Raw genomic sequence first — 20,799 nt, forward strand, 5'->3', positions numbered from 1 at the left:
CTGCCGGAGCACCCACCATGGACGCAGCGCAGCTCTCACGTGGCCGCCTGATCGATCACCTGCATCTGGTCGTCCACGACCTGGCGGCGAGCCGACGTTTCTACCAGGCGGTGCTCGATGTGCTGGGCATTCCGATCGGTGGCGAAGGCGAGGGATTCTTCTGGGCCGACGAGCTGTTCGTGTCCGATCGCGACACGATGGCGCAAGGCCAACTCACCGGCCGCCACCATCTGGCCTTCCAGGCGCACGACGTGGCCATGGTGCATGCATTCCATCAGACCGCCCTCGCTAACGGCGGCCGCGACAACGGCGCGCCGGGCGTGCGCCCGTATCACCCCAGCTACTACGCTGCGTTCGTGCTCGACCCGGATGGCAACAACATCGAAGCGGTGTTCCATGGTCCTGCGCAACGCAGTGCCGATGCGGTGCAGATCACGTTCTGATGCAGAAGTTTCATATCTCGTATCGATGTCCATGATGGTGCAGGCAAGCGGCTGATACCGCAGGTCTGGTGCAAACCACGCATCACTTTGGTGCACGATGACAACGATGGCAGTAGCACGTCATACATGACAGTTACTTGCGCAACGTAACCAAAATTTGACATGCGGTTACACGTGGTTAATGGTTGGGAACGCACCGCAGCTGCCGCAACGGACGCGGCCCGGGAGGGGGCCCCCTGCGATGCATCCGTTCCCCACTCGGAGTTGTCACCGCATGAATTGCAAGACCAGTCCACTCGCAGTTGCCGTTGTTCTTGCACTGTCGTTTTCCGCTTCAAACGCGTCCGCGCAGTCACAGGCTCCCACCCAGAAAACGCTCGATACCTTGATCGTGACCGGCACGCGCGTGGCCGATCGCACCGTGGCCGAATCGGCATCGCCGATCGACATCATCTCGCCACAGGCACTGGAATCGACCGGCACCACCGAGCTGGCTACCGCGCTGTCACGCGCGATCCCCTCGTTGAATTTCCCGCGCCCGGCCATCTCCGACGGCTCGGACGCAGTGCGCCCGGCGCAGCTGCGCGGCCTGTCGCCCGACCAGGTACTGGTGCTGGTCAACGGCAAGCGCTATCACAGCACCGCGTTGATCAATCTCAACGACACCCAGGGCCGTGGTTCGTCGCCGGCCGATCTCAACACCATTCCGATCGCCGCAGTGGAGCGCATCGAAGTGCTGCGTGACGGCGCATCGGCGCAATACGGTTCGGATGCGATTGCCGGCGTGATCAACATCGTGCTCAAAGGCAGCGGCGAAGGCGGCAGCGTCAATGGCCGCTACGGCAAGTACAGCGCCGGCGATGGCGAGCAGTATCAGCTGTCCGGCGATGCCGGTTTCAGCTTTGCCGGAACCGGCAAGGTGCATCTGGCCGCGCAGGCCGGGCATTCGGACCAGACCAACCGCGCACTGCCATTCCAGGGCCGCGTGGAGCAGCGTTACGGCGATCCGGACATCGACCAGGGCGCGATCTCCTTCAACGGCGAATACAGCCCCACCGACTACCTGACCTTCTACTCGTTCGGCATGGTCAGCCGCCGCGAAGTACTGTCCAACGGCTACTTCCGCTTTGCCGGCGACAACCGCAACCGCCCGGAAATCTATCCGGACGGCTTCCTGCCGCAGATCTACAACGTCAGCAAGGACGTGTCCTGGGTGGGCGGTTTGAAGACCTCCACCGAAGGCGGCTTGAACATCGACCTGAGCTACAACTACGGCCAGAACAATCTCACCTTCGATGTGCGCAACAGCTTGAACAACAGCCTGGGCCTGGCCAGCCCGACCGACTTCCATGCCGGTACGCTGGAAGTGACCCAGAACGTGCTCAATGCCGACTTCACCAAGACGCTCGACTGGGGCCTGGCGTATCCGGTCACGCTGGCCTTCGGTGCGGAATGGCGCGGTGAGAAGTTCAACCAGTCGCCCGGCGATGCGGCGTCCTCGGCCAATGGCGGCATTCCCTCTGCGGCAGGCACACTGATCCCGGGCGCACAGGTGTTTCCCGGCTTCAAACTCTCCGACGCCGGCTACTACAACCGCAACAGCCATTCGGCGTACGTCGACCTGGAAGCGGATCTGACCGAAAAGCTTTCGGCCGGCCTGGCCGGGCGCTACGAGAAGTACAGCGATTTCGGCGATACCGCCACCGGCAAGCTGTCGTTGCGTTACGCGTTCACCGACAAGGTGGCCGTCCGCGCCACCGCCTCCACCGGGTTCCGTGCGCCGTCGTTGCAGCAGCAGAACTTCCAGTCGATCGCCACGCAGTTCCTCAACGTGGCCCAGCCCAACGGCACGGTCACCGCGATCCCGTTCGAGATCGGCACCTTCCGTACCGACAACCCGGCCGCGATCGCACTCGGCGCCGAGCCGTTGAAGGCCGAGGAATCCAAGAACTACGGTCTTGGCGTGGTGCTGCAGCCGATCGAAAACCTGTACATCACGGTCGATGCCTACCGCATCGATATCGATGACCGCATCGTGCTGTCGGAAAACCTCACCTCCAATGCAGCGCGCAATTACCTGCAGGCCAATGGCTTCCCGGGCATCGGTGGCGGGCGCTACTTCACCAACGCGGTGGACACCAAGACCCAGGGCGTGGATGCGGTCGGCACCTATCGCTGGAACCTGGACGGCGGCAGCGCGGAGCTGACCTCCGGCTACAACTACAACAAGACCGAAGTGGAACGGGTCGCCGACAACCCGGCAGCGCTGGAAGCGATCGATCCGGGTGCGGTGCGCATCGGCCGCGCCGAACTCGGTCGCATCACCGAAGGCACGCCGCGCGACAAGTTCTTCCTGGGCGGCACCTGGTCGCCGGGCAACTGGTCGTTCACCGGCACCGCCACACGCTGGGGCGAGTTCAGCACCTTCGGCACCAACGCCGGCAGCGACCAGACCTATGCGGCCAAGTGGACGCTGGACCTGGCCGCGTCCTACAAGTTGAACGACTGGAACTTCACCATCGGCGGCGACAACGTGCTCAACGAGTATCCCGACCGCCAGGAAGCCGGCCTGGGCACGCGCACCTACCTGCCCTACAGCAGCGCCTCGCCGTTCGGTTTCAACGGTGCGCTGGTGTATGCCAACGTGAGCTACAAGTGGTAAATCGCCGCGTGCCGGTCGGCAGCGACCGGCATGTCGATCGCCTCGTCCCACCTCGCTGAGACGAGGCAGCACGTCCGCAGCATCGCTCGCCCTTTCCGATTGTCGCGAAAGGGTGAGTTCCCCCCTCTTTCGCAAGGATGCGCCACGCAGCAGACGCTGCGTCGCAGTCTGCTGTCTTGCTGTGCACGTCGCCTTGCCAGCGCACACGCGCTGCGCGCAGGTAACACGGATCACGCAGTCCGCCGTCGTCTTCCCCCGGCAATACGCGCAGCGCATCGCTGCGTCCACCATCCCCTTTGAGTCTCCATTCCCATGCACACCTCCAACGCACTCTCGCTTGCGATCTCGGTCGCACTCACCGTCTGTACGTTCGCTGCCAGTGCGCAATCGCAGCCTGCCCAGCCGCAGAAGACCCTGGACACCCTGATCGTCACCGGTACCCGCGTCAGCGACCGCACGGTGGCCGAATCCGAATCGCCGATCGACATCATCACCGAGCAGTCGCTGCAGGCCACCGGCGCGACCGACATCGCCACCGCGCTGGGCAAGCTGCTGCCGTCGCTGAATTTCCCGCGCCCGGCGATCTCCGACGGCAACGATGCCGCGCGCCCGGCCACGCTGCGCGGCCTGTCGCCGGATGCGGTGCTGGTGCTGGTGGACGGCAAGCGCTATCACACCTCCTCGCTGATCAACTACAACCCGTACGTCGGCCGCGGCTCGGCGCCGGCCGACCTGAACTCGCTGCCGATGTCGGCCATCGCGCGCATCGAAGTGCTGCGCGACGGCGCCTCGGCCCAGTACGGCTCCGATGCGATTGCCGGCGTGGTCAATATCGTGCTCAAGCATGGCGCCGATGCCGGCAGCAACAGCGTGTCGGTCAATGGCGGCATCATGGACAAGGGCGATGGCGAACAGAACGGCATCGACGGCTCGGTCGGCCTGCCGTTCGGCGGCAGCGGCGGCGACACCGCACCGGGCTGGGTGCGGTTGTCGTGGAACTACCAGAACACCATGAGCACCAACCGCGGCGAGAACACCAACCGCGCCACCACCGTGCCGGGCACGCCCAATCCGGGCGGTGTGCCCTACCAGCGCCACGGCGACCCGGCCTCCACGTTCTATCAGGGTCTGGCTGCATTCGGCTACGCGTTCTCGCCCAACCTGGAACTGTACGGCCATCTCAGCATGAGCCGTCGCGAGGTCACCTCCAACGGCTATTACCGCGCCGCCGACAACACCGCGCGCAACGTGCAGGCGATCTACCCGAACGGCTTCCTGCCGCAGATCTACAACCCCACCAACGACCGCTCGGCGGTGCTGGGTTTGAAGGGCAGCACCGAGAGCGAATGGAACTGGGACGTGTCGGCCACCTACGGCAAGAACGACATGACCTTCAACATCCTCAACAGCATCAACACCAACCTGTACTACACCACCGGCAGCTCGCCGACCAACTTCAATTCCGGTGGCTTCGAAACCGAACAGGGCACGATCAACCTGGACGTTAACAAGTCCTTCGACTGGGGCCTGGCGTATCCGGTCAATGTGGCCTTCGGTGCCGAGCATCGCCAGGACCGCTACCAGATCACCGCCGGCTCGCCGGAGTCGTACTTCTTCGACCCCAATACCATCAATCCCGACGACGGCGCGCCGTATCCGGGCGGCGCACAGGTGTTCTCCGGCCTGGAGCCGACGGTGGCCGGCAAGTTCGGACGCCACAGCAATGCGGTCTACGCCAACCTGGAAGCGGACATCACCGACAAGCTGTCCGGCGGCATCGCCGGGCGCTACGAAAACTACAGCGATGCCGGCTCCACGCGTTCGGGCAAGCTGTCGGCGCGCTACGCCTTCAGCGACACCTTCTCGCTGCGCGGCACCATCTCCAACGGCTTCCGCGCACCGTCGCTGGCCCAGCAGAACTACGCCTCGGTGGTGACGCTGATCCAGAACGGCGAGCTGGTGCAGGTCGGTACCTACCGCACCTCCGACCCGGTCGCGGTGGCGCTTGGCGCCGGCCCGCTGAGCCCGGAGAAATCCACCAACTACGGCCTGGGCGCTGTGTGGCAGCCGACCGCCAGCTTCACTTCCAGCCTGGACGTCTACCAGATCCGCATCTGGGACCAGATCCTGTATTCGGACCAACTGCAGCTGGCGCAGCCGATCGGCCAGGTGGCCGCGGTGCAGTTCTTCGTCAACGGCGCCACCAGCCGCACCCGTGGCGTGGACTGGATCAACAGCTATCTCGCCGACCTGGGCAGCTACGGCAAGCTCAATCTCAGTGCCAGCGCCAACTACAACAAGACCACGATCCTGGAACTGTCCAACCCCAACTTCGGGCGCGCCAGCCAGGGCCTGCTCACCGACGCCACCCCGCGCACCAAGTACATGGCGGCGGCGGACTGGACGCTGGGCGGCTTTGCGCTGAACTTCAACGCCACCCGCTATGGATCGATCAAGCGTATCAGCGACCCGGCCGATGGCAGCCAGGACCAGACCTACGACGCGCGCTGGTTGTTGAACCTGGCCGCCAGCCAGACCTGGAACGCGTTCACCTTCACCGTGGGCGCGGACAACCTTACCAATCAGTATCCGACCAAGGCGCAGCTGACCACCGCCTACGACGACCGCGCCGGCGGCCTGCAGTATTCGTCGCTGTCGCCGTTCGGCTTCAACGGCCGCTACTGGTACGGGCGGGTCACCTACCGGTTCTGACCGGCGGGTTCGAGCGGACCTGACGATCCGCGCCTGCGTTAACGTAAACACCGCCGAGTGATCGGCGGTGTTTGTCGTTGTGGGCTTCGATTCGCCAGCTGCGGCCGTGCGTCACCTGCCGCGGTGATTGCCAGCGCTAGGACTGCCGCAACACTGCGTGCCGGCCTGGCCCGGCCCGGCACTGCGTCGCCTGGCCGCAGCTCACCAGGAGGCGAGCAGCGCGTCCACACCACGCAGGTTGGCGCGATCGTTCCAGCTCAGCGTGTCCAGCTGCTCCAGCCGAAGCGCCGGCAGACGCGCCAGCAGGCAGGCCAGCGCGGCTTCCATTTCGATCAGCGCCAGCCGGTTGCCCAGGCAGTGGTGGATGCCGCCACCGAACGACAGTGCGCGGCCCTGCTGGCGGCGGATATCCAGCAGCTGCGGGTCGGTGAACTGCAGCGTGTCGTGATTGGCCGCGCCCAGCATCAGATACAGCATGGCGCCCTGGGGAACCGCCACGCCCTCGATCTCAAAATCCTGCAACGCCGTGCGCGTGGCGATCTGCACCGAGCTGTCGTAGCGCATGCATTCAAGCACTGCATTGGGCAGCAGGCCCGGGGTTTCCTGCAGCAGGCGCAATTGCTGCGGATGCCGATGCAGCGCGACCAGCGCATTGCAGATCATGTTGGAAGTGGTCTCGTGGCCGGCAAAGAACAGCAGGATCACGTTGGAGACGATCTCCTCGTCGCTCATGCGGCGGCCGTTGTCCTCGGCCTGGATGAAACGCGCGATCAGATCATCGCCGCCAGCGCTGCGACGTTGCGCGATCACGCCGTGGAAATATGTTGCCAGCTGGTCGTACGCAACGCTGGTCGCCTGCAGTTCTTCCGCCGTCATCATCGGATCGAAGACTTTTGCCAGTGCGCTGGTCGCGTGACTCAACGCGGTGACATCGGCCGCATCGATATCCAGCATCCGGCAGATGATGGCGATCGGCAGCGGGAACGCGAACTCGGTCAGCAGATCGCAGTGGCCGTTGGCCTGGAAAGCGTCGATCAACCCGGCGGCGGTATCGCTGGCCACTTCACGCATGGACTCCATCTGCCGCGCACCAAAGGCCTGTGTCATCAGTCCGCGCAGCTGGGTGTGCAGCGGCGGGTTGAGCAGCAGGAACATGCGGCTCATGCCCTGAAACAGCGGCAGGTGCACCGCCGCCTCGCCGTAACGCAGACGAATGCTTTGCAGATAGTCGCGGCCGACCCGGCGATCGCTAAGCAGGCGATCGACCACGGCGTAGCGGCCAGACATCAGCCGCCCATCTGCCACCTGCACCAACGCGCCTTCCTCGCGCAGGCGTGCATAGGTCGGATAGGGATCGTGCCGGAACTGGGGTGTTGCCAAATCGCTGAGATGCATGGCCTGGCTCGTGTGGCGTCACCCGCAACAGGGGCGATGCGTGCGTGGGCCTGCCGAAGGACGCAGGCGCTCCACTGGGAGCCCGGATTGTCGGCCGGCGCTGCGCCGCGGCGTTGCGCAGGGGCGAAGCGGTGTCGTCAATGTTGAATCGGCGTGCCGGACTTGCGTCCTGCGTCGCAACTCGCACGCGCACGTGCGGGCCACAGCGGTTTACGCGCGGCGTCTGACGCATGGATCGGCCTGCGTGCATGCGCGGCGTGTCGCATCGCGTTAATCAAGCGCTGTGTACTATGGGCGTCCGGCCAACCGGACCAGCAACGCGGTCCCGGTTCCCCCGCGCCGGACTCCAGCCATGACCACGCAATGCCCGCAGGCGACGCCCGGCGCAGTGCCGTCGGCTGGTCGCGCCCGCGACGCTCTCTCGGACACCCTCACAACGGATTGGAATGCATCACGACACCAGCCTCATCGACATCATCGCCGTCGGCCTCGCGGTCGCTTTCGTGCTGGGCACGCTCGCACAGAAAGTGAAACTCTCGCCGCTGGTCGGCTATCTGCTGGCCGGCGTCTGCGTCGGGCCGTTCACGCCCGGCTTCGTGGCCGACCAGACCATGGCCAACCAGCTGTCCGAGCTGGGCGTGATGCTGCTGATGTTCGGCGTGGGCCTGCACTTCTCGCTCGACGATCTGATGGAAGTGAAATGGATCGCGATTCCGGGCGCGTTGGCGCAGATCGTGGTCGCCACGCTGCTCGGCTGGGCGCTGGCCTGGAGCATGGGCTGGCCGTTGATGCATGGGCTGGTGTTCGGCCTGGCGCTGTCGGTGGCCAGTACCGTGGTGCTGCTGCGTGCACTGGAGGAACGCCGCCTGCTGGAAACCCAGCGCGGCCGCATCGCGGTGGGCTGGCTGATCGTCGAAGACCTGGTGATGGTGATCGCGCTGGTGATGTTGCCGGCCCTGGCCGAGGTGCTGGGTACCGCCGCGCCGGCTGCGGCGCATGCCGGCGAATCCACCTCGCTGCTGGCCGCACTGGGCCTGACGCTGTTCAAGATGGTGGCGTTCGTGGCGGTGATGCTGGTGGTCGGGCGGCGGGTGATTCCGTGGTCGCTGGAAAAGGTCGCCGCCACCGGCTCGCGCGAGCTGTTCACCCTGGCCGTGCTCGGCATCGCGCTGGGCGTGGCGTTCCTGTCGGCCACGCTGTTCGGCGTGTCGTTCGCGCTGGGCGCGTTCTTCGCCGGCATGTTGCTGAAGGAATCCGAGCTCAGCCACAAGGCCGCCAGCGATTCGCTGCCGTTGCGCGATGCGTTCGCGGTGCTGTTCTTCGTCTCGGTGGGCATGCTGTTCGACCCGATGATCCTGGTCGAGCATCCGTGGCAGGTGCTGGCCACGTTCCTGACCGTGACCCTGGGCAAGTCGCTGGCCGCATTCGTGATCGTGCGTGCATTCGGCCACCCCACCGGCACCGCGCTGACCATTTCCACCAGCCTGGCGCAGATCGGCGAGTTCTCCTTCATCCTGGCCGGGCTGGGCGTGCAGCTGGCGATCCTGCCGGAAACCGGGCGCGACCTGATCCTGGCTGGCGCGCTGCTGTCGATCATCGCCAACCCGTTCCTGTTCTCGTGGCTGGATCGCTGGCAGGCCAGGCAGGCGCAGGACGCCCCGGCCGCGGTGGAGCCGGAACTGCCGCCCGGCCCGCCGCTGCCGCTGGATGGCCATGCCATCGTGATCGGCTACGGCCGCGTCGGCAGCGCGCTGGCGCAGTTGCTGCGTAGCCGCGGCGTGCCGGTGCTGGTGATCGACGACAACAGCGATCATGTGGCCAAGGCGCATGCGGCCGGCATTCCCGGCATCCGCGGCAGTGCGGCGGCCGACCGCGTGCTGGCCGAAGCCCGCCCGGAGCACGCCAAGATCGCGATCCTGGCGATCCCGCAGCCGCTGGAAGCCGGCGAGGCGCTGGCCAAGCTGCGCGCAATCAACCCCTCGCTGACGCTGCTGGCGCGCGCGCACAGCGACACCGAGGTCAAGCACCTGCTTGAACACGGCGCCGACGGCGCGGTGCTGGCCGAACGCGAGCTGGCCTATTCGCTGGCCGAGATGGTGATGTCCACCCCGCCGTATCGGGCATTGCGCGTACCGGCGTCGTAACCGCAAGGCGGGGCGACGCAGCGCTGCACGACACGAAAACCCGCCGGCGGCGCCTGCGGGTTTTTTGTTGCCTGCAGGTGGTTCAGTGCGAAACGGCTTGCAGCCGTGCATTGATCGAACTGCGACCAGGGCACCGAAAAATGCCCACCAAATCCACTTGATAATCATTCCCATCCGGAGCAGGATGAGCGCCCGTTTCCTTGGCGGCCTCATCCATGACGTTTGCGGTTGGCGTTCTCAACGCAGTGCCAAGCGTGCAGTTGTGCGAGCTGCTGGGCCGCATCGGCTACGGCTTTGTGGTGCTCGATCTGGAACATGTGCTGCGCGCGCCGGACGAACTGGAACACGCCATCCGCGCCTGCGAGCTGTCCGGCTGCGAGGCCTGGGTGCGCGTGCCGGAGGTGGACGAAAAACTGATCGGCCGCGTGCTGGATGCCGGCGCGCGCGGGATCGTGATTCCACGCGCCGAATCGGCCGCGCAACTGGCCGATGCCATCGCCGCGGCACGGTTCCCGCCACTGGGCCGGCGCGGCATCACCGGCGGGCGCGTCACCGGTTTCGGCAATGTCGACCTGCCCACCTACATCGCGCAGGCCAATCGCGATATCCGCATCGTGCCGATGATCGAAAGTGCCGCCGGCATTGCGGCAGTGTCCGAGCTGCTGGCGCTGCCCGGCGTGGCGCTGGTGATGGAAGGCGCGCTGGATCTTGCGCTGGATCTGGGCCTGGGCCCGCAACCGACCCATCCACAGGTGTGGGAGCTGCTGCTGCAATTGCATGCGCACTGCGTTGCGGCCAACGTGCCGTTCTGCCCCAATCCGCGCACCGACGCGCAACGCGCGCACTGGCTGCAACAGCCGGACCTGCGCTGGCTGCTGGCGGGCGAAGACCGCGCGCTGATTCAACGCGCACTGCGCGGCCACCTGGCCAGCTTCTCCGCACCCACTCCACCACCCGCCTGCAGGAGCACGCCGTAGATGTCGACGTTCCGTTTCCACGCCCTGACCATCGCCATCGCTGCGGCCACGTGGGCCCTGCCGCCGTTGGCGTTCGCCACCGAGTCGCCGGATGCGGCAGCCACCGATGCGCAGACGCCGATCCGTGCGCTGGACACGATCCAGGTGCAAGGCAGCCTGCTCGGGCGTTCCAGGCCCGACGACGTGCAGCGCTATGCCGGCAGCCGCCAGGTGATCGACCGCGAGCAACTGCGCAATGGCGGCAACCGCTCGCTGGACGATGCCCTGCAGCGCGTGCCGGGCATCAAGATCTTCGACGAGACCGGCACCGGGGCGTTGCCGCAGCTGATGCTGCGCGGCCTGTACGAAAGCCGCAGCGGCCGCGTGCAGGTACTGGAAGACGGCATTCCGCTGGCACTGGCGCCGTACGGGCAGACCAGCCTGTCGTTGTTTCCGGTGGGACTGAACCAGATCGACCGCATCGATATCGTGCGCGGTGGCGCAGCCGTGCAGTACGGGCCGAACAATGTCGGCGGGGTGATCAATCTGGTCAGCAAGGAGATCCCCAGCGAGTGGAGTACCACGCTGGCGCACAAGGTCACCGCCGGCGGCCAGGGCCAGTTCCTGCAGGACAGCGCGCTCAGCAGCGGCGGCTACTTCACCGACAACCTCGGCCTGCAGGTCGATGCCAATCGCACTTACGGCGAGTACTGGCGCGCGCACAGCGATACCGACATCAGCAATCTGCGCGTGCGTGCGGAGTGGTGGCTGGACGACACCAAGTTGCTCAAGGCCAGCGTGCAACGCTATCTGGTCGACATGGATCTGGCCGGCACGCTCAGCCCCGACGATTACCGGCGCGACCCGCGCCAGTCCACCCGCCCGCTGGACAGCTTCAATGGGCGTACCACGCGCGCATCGTTGAGCTACGAGCAGTTGTTCGGAGACTGGGGCCCGCTGAAGGATGTTCGGTTGTCCTGGACCAACTTCAGCGCGCGCAGCAGCCGCAACTTCATCGTCGGCATGCGCCAGGCCGCCACCGAAACCTGGCGTTCGGACCTGCCGCCGCAACTGCGCCAGACCGCACCGCGCGACTTCCGCGTGGTCGGCAGCGAGCCGCGGCTGAGCTGGAGCATGGGCGATGCCGGTGAGGTGCGTCAGCAGTGGACCGCCGGCGTGCGTGCGGTGCACGAGGACATCGATTTTTTGGTCGGCAATCTGCGTCTGCGCGATGGCCTGTTCACCAGCGTGCGTGACTGGCAATTCGAAGACCGCGCCCTGGCCGCCTACGTCAGCAATACGATCACCCTGCCCGACGAACGCCTGACCATCACCCCGGGCCTGCGCTACGAGCGGCTGGATTCGCGCTATTTCAATCGCGCCACCGGCCTGCGCACGCGCAACCAGACCCGCGATGTATTGCCGGGGTTGACGGTGGGTTTCCAGGCCAACGCAGAATGGTTCTTCTATGCGGACGGGCAGCGCTCGCTGCGTGCGCCGCAGGTCACCCAGATCATCTTCGGCAACAACCTGGATGCCGAACTGGCATGGAATTACGAAGCCGGCACGCGTTACCAGCCCAACGACCGCACCCGCATCCAGCTCGGTGCGTATCTGATCGATTTCGATCAGCAGATCCAGCTGGACAACACCACGCGCGTGTTCCGCAACCTCGGCAAGACCCGCCATCAAGGCGGCGAGCTGGAACTGCAATGGAGCCCGGAAAACCTGCGCGCGCTCACCCTCAACGCCGGTTATGCATATCTGGATGCCAGCCAGGAATCGGGCGCATTCCGCGGGCTGCGCGTGCCCTACACCTCGCGCAACCAGATCACCCTGGGCGGCAACTACACGCTCGGTCACACCACTGTCGCACTGTCGAGCTACTACTTCAGCAAGGCCTACAGCGATGCGGCAAACACCGTGCAGGACAACGCGATCGCCTCGGTCGGCGAGCTGCCGTCGTACTGGGTATGGAACACGCAGGTGAGCCATACCCTGTTCGAACGCGATGGACAAAAATTCAGCGCGTCGCTGGCGATCAACAACCTGTTCGATCGGCAGTACTGGTTCCGCGGTGTGGATACCAGTCCATGGGGCCGCCAGGCCGCACCGTCGCGCACCGTCACCGCCGGGCTGGAGTACACGTTTTAGGCCTCCAACCCGGCACATGCCGTAGCGACCGACGTACAGGGGCGTCGGTCGGCTGACGGCAACGGCGCTCGCGCTGGCGGGCGCCGCAGACAACACGGCGTGCATGACGCACGTCTCCCTGCCGCAGCATGCGGCATGCGATCACCGTATCGCAGGCCACCCAACGCCCCTGCGGCGCCAGGCAGCCCGTTTCAGTACCGGTTTTTTCCACCGTCCTGTTGAACGAGAGCTGCCATGACTGCGACATCCGCTGCACCGTTGGTGATCCTCACCCATGTCTGCCATCCGGCCATCACCGAAGGGTTTCTTCCGGCCGCGCATGCGCTCGGCCTGCCGGTGTGGCTGCTGACCGACCACCGACTCGATCACCTCAGCCATTTCCGCGAGCATCCGGCGCATGCACCGCAACGGGTGATCGAATGCGATGTGTTCAATCCGCTCGGCGTGCTGGATGTACTGCACGACGCCGATGTATCGCCGCGCGCGGTGTTCAGCAACAGCGATCATCTGCAGACCAGCACCGCGCTGGTCGCAGCGGGTCTCGGCCTGCCTGGCAAGGACTGGCAGGTCTGCTACGCGGCCAAGAACAAGGCGGCGATGCGTCAGCGCCTGCGTGCGCGTGGGCTGCCATCGCCGTGGTTCTGCACGCTGGCGCCGGGCGCCGCATTGCCGGCCGACATTCCGTGGCCGGTGGTGGCCAAACCGCGCGAGGGCGTGGCCAGTCTGGACGTGCGCCATTGTGCAGATGCCGCGCAGTTGCAGGCCTATCTGGACGATGTGTGGCAGCGCCATCCGCAGCGCACCGTGCTGCTGGAAGGCATGCTGGAAGGCGCGCTGTTCACGCTGGAAACGCTGGGTGATGGCCACACGCTGCAGGCGCTGGGCGGCTTCAGGGTGCGCCTGTCGCCGCCGCCGCACTTCGTGGAATGCGAGGCGCAGTGGGATGCCCGCGTGGACACGCCGGTGATTGCGCAGGCGCTGCAACAGTTGCACAGCTTCGGGGTCGGCTTCGGGCTGTGCCATAGCGAATTCATCCTCACCAGCGACGGCCCGGTGCTGGTGGAGATCAACTACCGCAGCATCGGCGACCGCCGCGAGTTCCTGCTCGACGACATGTTCGGCAGGCAATGGTTCACCGCCGCGCTGGCGCCACATCTGGGCCTGCCGCTGCCGCAGCTGCGCTGCGATCGTGCCCATGCCTTATTGCGTTACTACGTCGCCGAGCAGGACGGCGAGCTGGTGACCGCCAGCGAAGATCGCCGCCACCACGATGCGCATAGCGATGTGCACTACCGGCGCATGCGCGCACCCGGCGAGCGTATCCGCCTGAGCCATTCCAACAAGGATTACCTGGGTGTGCTGAGCGCGGTGGCCAGCGATGCACAGGCGCTGCAACAGGCGGTGGTGCATGCCGAAGCGGGGCTGCAGTGGCGGATCGATGGCGCGGAGCTGCGCGCATGAGCAGTGCCGCCGACCAACGCTATATCGCCACCCGCATCATCGATGCCTGCCTGCGCGAGGACCTGCGCGGCATCGCCACCCGCGGCAGCGCCGCAATACCCGAGGCAGGCGTGCTGGCGGCATGGACCGACCCCAGCCCGGTGGAGGGCTGGTGGCGCATCGCGCATCTGCCCGACGGCACGCTGTGGTTGCCGATCCATCGGCAGGGCTATCTGCAGGACATCAGTGCCTGCGGTGACAGCTGGATCGTGCAGGGCGCCGATGGCGCGCATGTCGAACGCGGTGCGCAGGCCTGGCTGCAACGCATGAGCGCGCAGCTGGACAGCGAGACGCAACAGCTGCATCGCGCCTACGCCGAAGAAGCCGAGTGCGCTGCCGCCCACCTGGGCCTGGCGCGCCAGGCCTACGACGCGCAGGCACCTGCGCTGCTCAACGCATTGCAGCATGCAGATGCGGCCGAGCGTGCATACCGCTGCGATCAACTGGCCAGCTATCGCGATCATCCGTTCTATCCCACCGCACGTGCCAAGGCCGGGCTGGATGCCTCGGAACTGCGCGATTACGCACCGGAATTCGCGCCCACCTTCGCGCTGCGCTGGCTGGCGGTTCCGCGTGCGCAGGTCAGCTGCACCAGTGCAGCGCCGGCCGAGTTGTGGCCGGACTTCGCCACATTGGGCCTGCCGCCCGCGCTGGCCGAGACGCATGTCGCCTGGCCGGTGCATCCGCTGGTGTGGGCACGGCTGGAGCAGGACGGGTTTGCACTGCCGCCAGGCACACTGCGCGCGCCGCAGGCCTGGCTGGAGGTGCGCCCCACCCTGTCGGTCCGCACGCTGGTACCGCTGCAGCATCCGCAGCTGCATCTCAAGCTGCCGATTCCGATGCGCACGCTGGGCGCGCTCAATCTGCGCCTGATCAAGCCCTCCACGCTGTACGACGGCCACTGGCTGGAGCGCGCACTGCGGCGCATCGATGCGCTGGATCCGGCCCTGCGCGGCCGCTGCGTGTTCGTGGACGAATCGCATGGCGGGCATGTGGGACAGACCCGTCATCTGGCCTATCTGCTGCGGCGTTATCCACCGTTGGAGGACGCCACGCTGGTGCCGGTGGCCGCGCTGTGCGCGCGGTTGCCCGATGGCCGGCCGATGGCGATCCATCTGGCCGAGCGCTTTGCGCAGGGCGATCTGCTCGGCTGGTGGCGCGCGTACACCGAGCTGATGCTGGCGGTGCATCTGCGCCTGTGGCTGCGCTACGGCATCGCGCTGGAAGCCAATCAGCAGAACAGCGTGCTGGTCTACGCCGATGGCCAGGCGACGCGGCTGCTGATGAAGGACAACGACGCCGCGCGTATCGCGATGCCGCAGTTGCGCGCGCAGCTGCCGGATCTGGACGCGTTGGGCCCGCTGCACGATGCGCGCATCGCGGTGGACCAGCCGCAAGCCCTGGCGCAGATGTTCTGCACCATCGTGCTGCAGCTGGATCTGCAGGCGGTGCTGGAAGGCCTGGCCGAATGGCAGCCGGCGCTGCGCGCGCCGCTGTACACGCAGTTGCAGACGCAGTTCGCCTTGACGCTGGCGCAGCTGGATGTCGATGGCATCGATACCGCTCCCGCACGTCGCCTGCTGGCCGCACCGCGGCTGCCGGTGAAATACCTGCTCAGCGCCGGCAGCCTGCTCAGCAAGCAACTCACCGGTGCGAGCGACATCAACAAGTTCTACGGCGATAGCGCGCCCAATCCCTTCGGCGACGCCTTCGCCGGCGCGCAGCAGAGGCCGCGTCGGCAGGCGGGTGCCCAGCGATGAAGCGCATCCTGGGCCCGGTGCTGGCCGCGCATTACCTTGCCGCCTTCACCGCACTGGGCATGCCGCTGTTTCTGCCGCAGGTGCTGGCCGAACTGGCGCCCTCGGCGGCGGTTGGCTGGAGCGGCGTGCTGTACGTGTTGCCGACGCTGTGTACCGCGTTGACGGCCGGCACCTGGGGGCGTCTGGCCGACCGCTATGGACGCAAGCGCTCGTTATTGCGTGCGCAACTGGGGCTGGCGCTGGGCTTTGCGATCGCCGGCTTCGCGCCGTCACTGAGCTGGCTGGTGATCGGCCTGATCGTGCAAGGCACCTGCGGCGGCTCGCTGGCGGCAGCCAATGCGTACCTGGCCAGCCAGCCGCAGGCCGGCCCGCTGGCACGTGCGCTCGACTGGACGCAGTATTCGGCGCGCCTGGCGATGGTCAGCGCGCCTGCGTTGCTGGGCCTGGCCGTGGCGCTTGGCCCGGCGCAGTCGCTGTATCGCGCGCTTGCACTGCTGCCGCTGCTGGCGTTCGCGCTGACCTGGCGTCTGCCCGCCGACCGGCCTGCGCCGCGGCTGACCGCGTCCACTGCGCAGTCCGCGCCCTCCGGGCATGCGGCTGCGTCGGCGCCATCGGCGTCAGCACCGGCCAGCGCACTATGGCCTGCGTTGCTGATCGCGCAGTTCCTGTTCTGCTTCGCGATGGTGGTGACCTTCCCCTACTTCATCCCGTATGCGCTGGCGCGCGGCGCCGGCCACGACGCGCTGGCCGGCCTGCTCTACAGCCTGCCGCACCTGGTCTATCTGGTGGTGCTGCCGTGGTGGCGGCGCGGCGATGGCGAGGCTTGGCTGGTGCCCGGCCTGGCGCTGTTCGCGCTGGCCTGCCTGTGGCAGGCGCTGCTGCACGACGCCGCCGCATTGGCAGTGGCGCGGCTGCTGTTCGGGTTCGGCATGTTGTTCGGCCTGCGTGGGCTCAACCGCAGCCTGGCGCTGGTCGCCAGCGGGCATGGCGCCGGGCGCCTGTTCGGCCGCTTCGATGCCTGCGGCAAATGGGCCGGCGTGTTCGCCGGTGCCGCTGCCGGCGCGCTGGCCCAGGCGGCCGGCCCTGCCACCCCTTTCCTGGCTGCCGCGCTGGCTGCGGCGGCCGCTGCGCTCACCGTTCTGGTGCGCTTCCCTTCGAGGAGATCCGCCGATGTCGCCGCACACGATGCATGACCCCTGGTACGACAGCATGGCCGACGCGCAGGCCTGCAGTTGCTGGTTGAACTGCTACCTGCGCGAGTTCGCAATTCCGCAACGCACAGTGGACTTCGATTACCGCGGGCTGGATCGCCCCGGCCCGCGCGTGGCCGAGCAGCGCTGGCTGCGGATCGCGCTGGGCGATACCGGCACGCTGTGCGTGCGCATTGCCTACTCCGATCGCCTGGGCCGCTGCCGCTTTGCCTCCACGCCGTTTCTCAAGGGCGCCGGCCAACCGTGGCAGAGCCTGGACGCGCATGCCTTGGCGCGTTGCCTGCTGCAGGCACTGGGCAGCACGCAGGCGGTCAACCCGGAACTGCTCGCGCAAAGCGCCAACAGCGTGGCGATCACTGCCGCACTGCTGCGCCAGGCACAGGGCACCACCGCGACCGGCGAGGCGATGATCGACGCCGAACAATCGATGCTGTGGGGGCATGCCTTGCATCCCACGCCCAAGAGCCGCGAAGGCGTCGACCTAGCGCAGGTGCTGGCCTGCGCGCCGGAGGCGCGCGCCGCGTTCCAGCTGTTCTGGTTCCGCATCGACCCACGGCTGTTGCGCATGCAGGGCCGCGATGTACGTGCCAGCCTGCGGCAGCTCTCCGGCGGCGAGGCGCTGTATCCCTGTCATCCGTGGGAAGCGCAGCGCCTGCTCGACGACCCGCTGCTGCGCACCCTGCAGGCGCGCGGGCTGATCGAGCCTGTCGGCATGCTCGGCGAGGCACTGCGGCCCACCTCGTCGGTGCGCACGCTGTATCACCCGGAACTGGATTATTTCCTCAAGTGCTCGGTGCATGTGCGGTTGACCAACTGCGTGCGCAAGAACGCCTGGTACGAGCTGGAAAGTGCGGTCGCGCTCACCGAGCTGCTGGCACCGAGCTGGCGTGCGCTGGCCGTGCAGGTGCCAGGCTTCGATGTGATGCTGGAGCCGGCGGCCACCTCGCTGGAGGTCGCCCAGGTCGATCCCGCCTTGCACGACGCCGACCCGCTGGCGGCGCGTGGCCTGTCGGAGAGCTTCGGCATCCTGTACCGGCAGACCCTGCCCGCCGCGCAACGCGCGCGTTGGCAGCCGCAGGTGGCCGCCGCGTTGTTCACCTGCGATGCGCAGGGCAACAGCGTGTGTGCGTCCAGGCTGCAGGCACTGGGCGGCGCGCAGATGGATCGCCACACCGCCACGCTGCTGTGGTTCCGCGCCTATGCCGGCTTGCTGCTGGACGGGGTGTGGAGTGCCCTGTTCCAGCACGGCATCGCGCTGGAACCGCACCTGCAGAACACCGTGATCGGGTTTGCCGATGGTTGGCCGACGCGGGTATGGATCCGCGACCTGGAAGGCACCAAGCTGCTCGCACATCACTGGCCCGCCACGCGCTTGCAGGGCGTGGGCGAACGCGCCCGGCAATCGCTGTACTACACGCCGGAACAGGGCTGGAATCGGGTGGCGTATTGCGCGCTGGTCAACAACCTGGCCGAGGCGATCCTCCATCTGACCGAAGGCCATGCCGCGCTGGAGGCGCGCCTGTGGCAATGCGTGGGCGAGCTCGCCGCACGCTGGCAACAGCGCCATGGCACGCAAGCCGCGCTGCAGGGCCTGCTCGACGGCGCGCCGCTGCCTGGCAAGAACAACCTGGGCACTCGGCTGTGGCAACGCGCCGATCGCCAATCCGATTACACCGCGCTGCCCAATCCGATTCCACGCATCGCAGCGGCACGGCGGGTGGCGGCATGAGCCTGCGCATCGATATGGACGCCGTGGTGCAGGCATTGCCGGGCATCCGCGGCCGAAGCGATGGCCCGCTGTGCGCCTACGTCTACGACCTGGCCGCCCTGGATGCGCACGCGGCCTGGATGCGCGCGCAACTGCCGGCCGACTGCGAGCTGTTCTACGCGGCAAAAGCCAATGCGGAGCCGCCGATCCTGCACACGCTCGCCCCGCACGTGGATGGTTTCGAGGCGGCCTCCGGCGGCGAACTGGCCTGGCTGCATCGGCAACAACCCCAGGCCGCGTTGTTGTTCGGCGGCCCTGGCAAGCTCGATGGCGAACTGGCCCAGGCCGCCGCGCTGCCCGACTGCACCGTGCATGTGGAAAGCCTGGGCGAACTGGAACGCCTGGCCGCGATCGCGGCGCAGGCCGGCCGCTGCGTGCCGGTGTTCCTGCGTATGAACATCGCCGTGCCCGGCGCGCAGAGCACGCGCCTGATGATGGGCGGGCAGCCCTCGCCGTTCGGTCTGGACCCGGACGATCTGGACGCGGCGATCCAGCGGCTGCGGGCCAGCCCCTCGCTGTGGCTGGAAGGCTTCCATTTCCATCTGATGTCGCATCAGCGCGATGCCGGCGCGCAGCTGCATCTGATCGCCGCCTACCTGCACACCGTGCAGCAGTGGCGGCAGGCCTACGCGCTTGGCCCGTTGCGGGTGAATGCAGGCGGCGGCTTCGGTGTGGATTATCTGGCGCCGGAATCGTCGTTCGACTGGGCCGGCTTCTGCGCCGGCTTGCCTGCCTTGCTACGCGAACACGGCCAGGCGCTGCGCCTGCGGCTGGAACCCGGGCGCTATGTCAGCGCCAGCTGCGGCTGGTATCTGATGGACGTGCTGGACCTCAAGCGCAGCCACGGCGCGTGGTTTGCGATCGCCCGCGGCGGCACCCATCACTTCCGCACCCCGGCCGCGCAAGGCCACGATCATCCGTTCCGCGTATTGCGTGGCAGGCACGCGCCGGTGCTGCGTGACACCCCGGTCACCCTGGTCGGGCAGCTGTGCACGCCCAAGGACGTGCTGGCGCGCAACCAACCTGTCGCAGCGCTGGCGCCAGGCGACTGCCTGGCCTTCCCGCTGGCCGGCGCATATGCGTGGAATATCTCGCACCAGCAGTTCCTGATGCATCCGCCGCCGCAGATGGTGTTCCTGCCAGTGGCAGCTCAGGCGGCATCGGCGTCCGTCGCGGGCCGGACCGGCACGCGAATGTCGGCACGCAGCTCTGCCTCTGCCACCGCTTCGGGGTCGTCCAGGTAGAGGTAATGCAGCGGCGCATCGCGCAGGACGTAGCCGCTGTCGGGCAGCCATTGCGCGAGCACGCGGTCGAGCGCGTCTTCGATACCTGCATAAGAGCCCACATGGCGCAGCACCGCGTGCGCGCCGCCGTCGAGCTGGCGCAGTTGCAGCGGCGCCGGCGGCGACAGTGCGGCGTCGAAGACCATGCCGCATTCGAATAGATGCCGATGTGCCGGCACATCGCGGTGGTCGCTGAGCGGCAGGCCGATCAAGGCCTGCAGTTGTTCGATCGCACCGGCGCGCTCGGCCCAGGCCGCGATGCGGCCGAAGCCACGGTCCAGATCGTCGAAGGCGCCGCGCTGGCGCAGCACCACCACTTCCAGCGGATCGAGCATTTGCACCAGCACCTGCAAGGGTGCGCCGGACATCTGCGGCGGCAGCGAGGGCATGGCCAGCTGTTGCAGTTTCTGTGCGCGCACAGCGGGCGCGTTGCGCAAGCTGCTCGGGCTGGCCTGCAACAGGCTGCGGAACGCGCGTGCCAGCGCCTGCGGGGTCTGATAACCCACCGCCAGCGCCACCTCGGTCACCGTGCTCGTCGGCTCGCCCAGCAGATGCAGCGCATAACTCAGACGCAGCCGCGCGATGGTCTGCCCCAGGGTTTCGCCGGCCAACGCGCGATAGACCCGATGGAAATGATGCGGCGACTGCTGCGCCACGGCCGCCAATGCGGCCAGGTCCGGCAGCGGTTCGCCGGCGCGGATGCTGGCCTGCAGATGGGCGACGACGCGCTCGACGCTGCGCTGGCGATTGAAGACGACCGAAGCGGCTGCTGGCATGGGGCGACTCCTGTTGGACAGCCCCAGCATCGCGC

The 20,799-nt window shown here is 67.1% G+C and carries 13 protein-coding genes; 11 read left to right on the forward strand and 2 right to left on the reverse strand.

Annotated elements, in window-relative coordinates:
- The first annotated feature begins 17 nt into the window (after positions 1-17).
- From ABQ039_RS14620 to ABQ039_RS14630, 3 genes are all read left to right on the forward strand, one after another.
- The gene (locus ABQ039_RS14620; protein ID WP_065032687.1) at positions 18-443 is read left to right on the forward strand and encodes a VOC family protein; all 426 of its coding nucleotides are present in this window, start codon (positions 18-20) and stop codon (positions 441-443) included.
- Positions 444-717: 274 nt separating this feature from the next.
- Positions 718-3,105 (forward strand): TonB-dependent siderophore receptor, encoded by a 2,388-nt coding sequence (locus tag ABQ039_RS14625; protein WP_024940250.1) that lies wholly within the window; start codon positions 718-720, stop codon positions 3,103-3,105.
- Between the two features lie 312 nt (positions 3,106-3,417).
- Positions 3,418-5,817 (forward strand): TonB-dependent siderophore receptor, encoded by a 2,400-nt coding sequence (locus ABQ039_RS14630; protein WP_065049427.1) that lies wholly within the window; start codon positions 3,418-3,420, stop codon positions 5,815-5,817.
- A 201-nt stretch (positions 5,818-6,018) separates the two neighbouring features.
- Here the strand turns inward: ABQ039_RS14630 and ABQ039_RS14635 are convergent, their stop codons facing one another.
- Positions 6,019-7,212 (reverse strand): cytochrome P450, encoded by a 1,194-nt coding sequence (locus ABQ039_RS14635; RefSeq protein WP_166770498.1) that lies wholly within the window; start codon positions 7,210-7,212, stop codon positions 6,019-6,021.
- A gap of 446 nt (positions 7,213-7,658) precedes the next feature.
- On the opposite strand from ABQ039_RS14635, the gene ybaL reads away from it, so the two are divergent.
- The 8 genes from ybaL (at position 7,659) to ABQ039_RS14675 (ending at position 19,949) form a co-directional block, all read left to right on the forward strand.
- On the forward strand, positions 7,659-9,356 hold the full coding sequence (ybaL, locus tag ABQ039_RS14640; RefSeq protein WP_046343878.1) for a YbaL family putative K(+) efflux transporter: 1,698 nt from the start codon (positions 7,659-7,661) through the stop codon (positions 9,354-9,356).
- Between the two features lie 215 nt (positions 9,357-9,571).
- On the forward strand, positions 9,572-10,333 hold the full coding sequence (locus tag ABQ039_RS14645) for an HpcH/HpaI aldolase/citrate lyase family protein (protein WP_054591042.1): 762 nt from the start codon (positions 9,572-9,574) through the stop codon (positions 10,331-10,333).
- Positions 10,334-12,466: a TonB-dependent siderophore receptor gene (locus ABQ039_RS14650; RefSeq protein WP_349778002.1), complete on the forward strand. Its 2,133-nt coding sequence runs from the start codon at positions 10,334-10,336 to the stop codon at positions 12,464-12,466.
- Between the two features lie 234 nt (positions 12,467-12,700).
- Complete coding sequence (locus tag ABQ039_RS14655; protein WP_349778001.1) at positions 12,701-13,927, forward strand: siderophore biosynthesis protein PvsA; 1,227 nt, start codon at positions 12,701-12,703, stop codon at positions 13,925-13,927.
- Positions 13,924-15,726, forward strand: coding sequence for an IucA/IucC family protein (locus ABQ039_RS14660; RefSeq protein WP_349778000.1), 1,803 nt, complete (start codon positions 13,924-13,926; stop codon positions 15,724-15,726). Before ABQ039_RS14655 ends, ABQ039_RS14660 begins: the two co-directional genes overlap by 4 nt.
- Entirely contained in the window at positions 15,723-16,919 is a 1,197-nt protein-coding gene (locus ABQ039_RS14665; RefSeq protein WP_167709447.1) for an MFS transporter, read from the forward strand. The genes ABQ039_RS14660 and ABQ039_RS14665 overlap by 4 nt, the downstream gene beginning before the upstream one ends.
- A complete protein-coding gene (locus ABQ039_RS14670; protein WP_349777999.1) occupies positions 16,897-18,666 on the forward strand; it encodes an IucA/IucC family protein in 1,770 nt (589 codons plus the stop codon). Before ABQ039_RS14665 ends, ABQ039_RS14670 begins: the two co-directional genes overlap by 23 nt.
- Positions 18,663-19,949: a type III PLP-dependent enzyme gene (locus ABQ039_RS14675; RefSeq protein ID WP_349777998.1), complete on the forward strand. Its 1,287-nt coding sequence runs from the start codon at positions 18,663-18,665 to the stop codon at positions 19,947-19,949. Before ABQ039_RS14670 ends, ABQ039_RS14675 begins: the two co-directional genes overlap by 4 nt.
- Here ABQ039_RS14675 and ABQ039_RS14680 read toward each other — a convergent pair.
- Positions 19,856-20,764, reverse strand: a complete 909-nt coding sequence (locus ABQ039_RS14680; RefSeq protein ID WP_349777997.1) for a GyrI-like domain-containing protein — start codon at positions 20,762-20,764, stop codon at positions 19,856-19,858. The genes ABQ039_RS14675 and ABQ039_RS14680 overlap by 94 nt on opposite strands.
- Positions 20,765-20,799: the final 35 nt, after the last annotated feature.

Origin of the sequence: Xanthomonas sp. WHRI 6108 (assembly GCF_040202385.2) — a bacterium.
Classification (GTDB): Bacteria; Pseudomonadota; Gammaproteobacteria; order Xanthomonadales; family Xanthomonadaceae; genus Xanthomonas; species Xanthomonas arboricola.

Excerpts from the sequence above, each read along its gene's own strand:
- ABQ039_RS14620 (WP_065032687.1), top strand. The coding sequence starts at position 18 with ATGGACGCAGCGCAGCTCTCACGTGGCCGCCTGATCGATCACCTGCAT.
- ABQ039_RS14625 (WP_024940250.1), top strand. The coding sequence starts at position 718 with ATGAATTGCAAGACCAGTCCACTCGCAGTTGCCGTTGTTCTTGCACTG.
- ABQ039_RS14630 (WP_065049427.1), top strand. The coding sequence starts at position 3,418 with ATGCACACCTCCAACGCACTCTCGCTTGCGATCTCGGTCGCACTCACC.
- ABQ039_RS14635 (WP_166770498.1), bottom strand. The coding sequence starts at position 7,212 with ATGCATCTCAGCGATTTGGCAACACCCCAGTTCCGGCACGATCCCTAT.
- ybaL (WP_046343878.1), top strand. The coding sequence starts at position 7,659 with ATGCATCACGACACCAGCCTCATCGACATCATCGCCGTCGGCCTCGCG.
- ABQ039_RS14645 (WP_054591042.1), top strand. The coding sequence starts at position 9,572 with ATGACGTTTGCGGTTGGCGTTCTCAACGCAGTGCCAAGCGTGCAGTTG.
- ABQ039_RS14650 (WP_349778002.1), top strand. The coding sequence starts at position 10,334 with ATGTCGACGTTCCGTTTCCACGCCCTGACCATCGCCATCGCTGCGGCC.
- ABQ039_RS14655 (WP_349778001.1), top strand. The coding sequence starts at position 12,701 with ATGACTGCGACATCCGCTGCACCGTTGGTGATCCTCACCCATGTCTGC.
- ABQ039_RS14660 (WP_349778000.1), top strand. The coding sequence starts at position 13,924 with ATGAGCAGTGCCGCCGACCAACGCTATATCGCCACCCGCATCATCGAT.
- ABQ039_RS14665 (WP_167709447.1), top strand. The coding sequence starts at position 15,723 with ATGAAGCGCATCCTGGGCCCGGTGCTGGCCGCGCATTACCTTGCCGCC.
- ABQ039_RS14670 (WP_349777999.1), top strand. The coding sequence starts at position 16,897 with ATGTCGCCGCACACGATGCATGACCCCTGGTACGACAGCATGGCCGAC.
- ABQ039_RS14675 (WP_349777998.1), top strand. The coding sequence starts at position 18,663 with ATGAGCCTGCGCATCGATATGGACGCCGTGGTGCAGGCATTGCCGGGC.
- ABQ039_RS14680 (WP_349777997.1), bottom strand. The coding sequence starts at position 20,764 with ATGCCAGCAGCCGCTTCGGTCGTCTTCAATCGCCAGCGCAGCGTCGAG.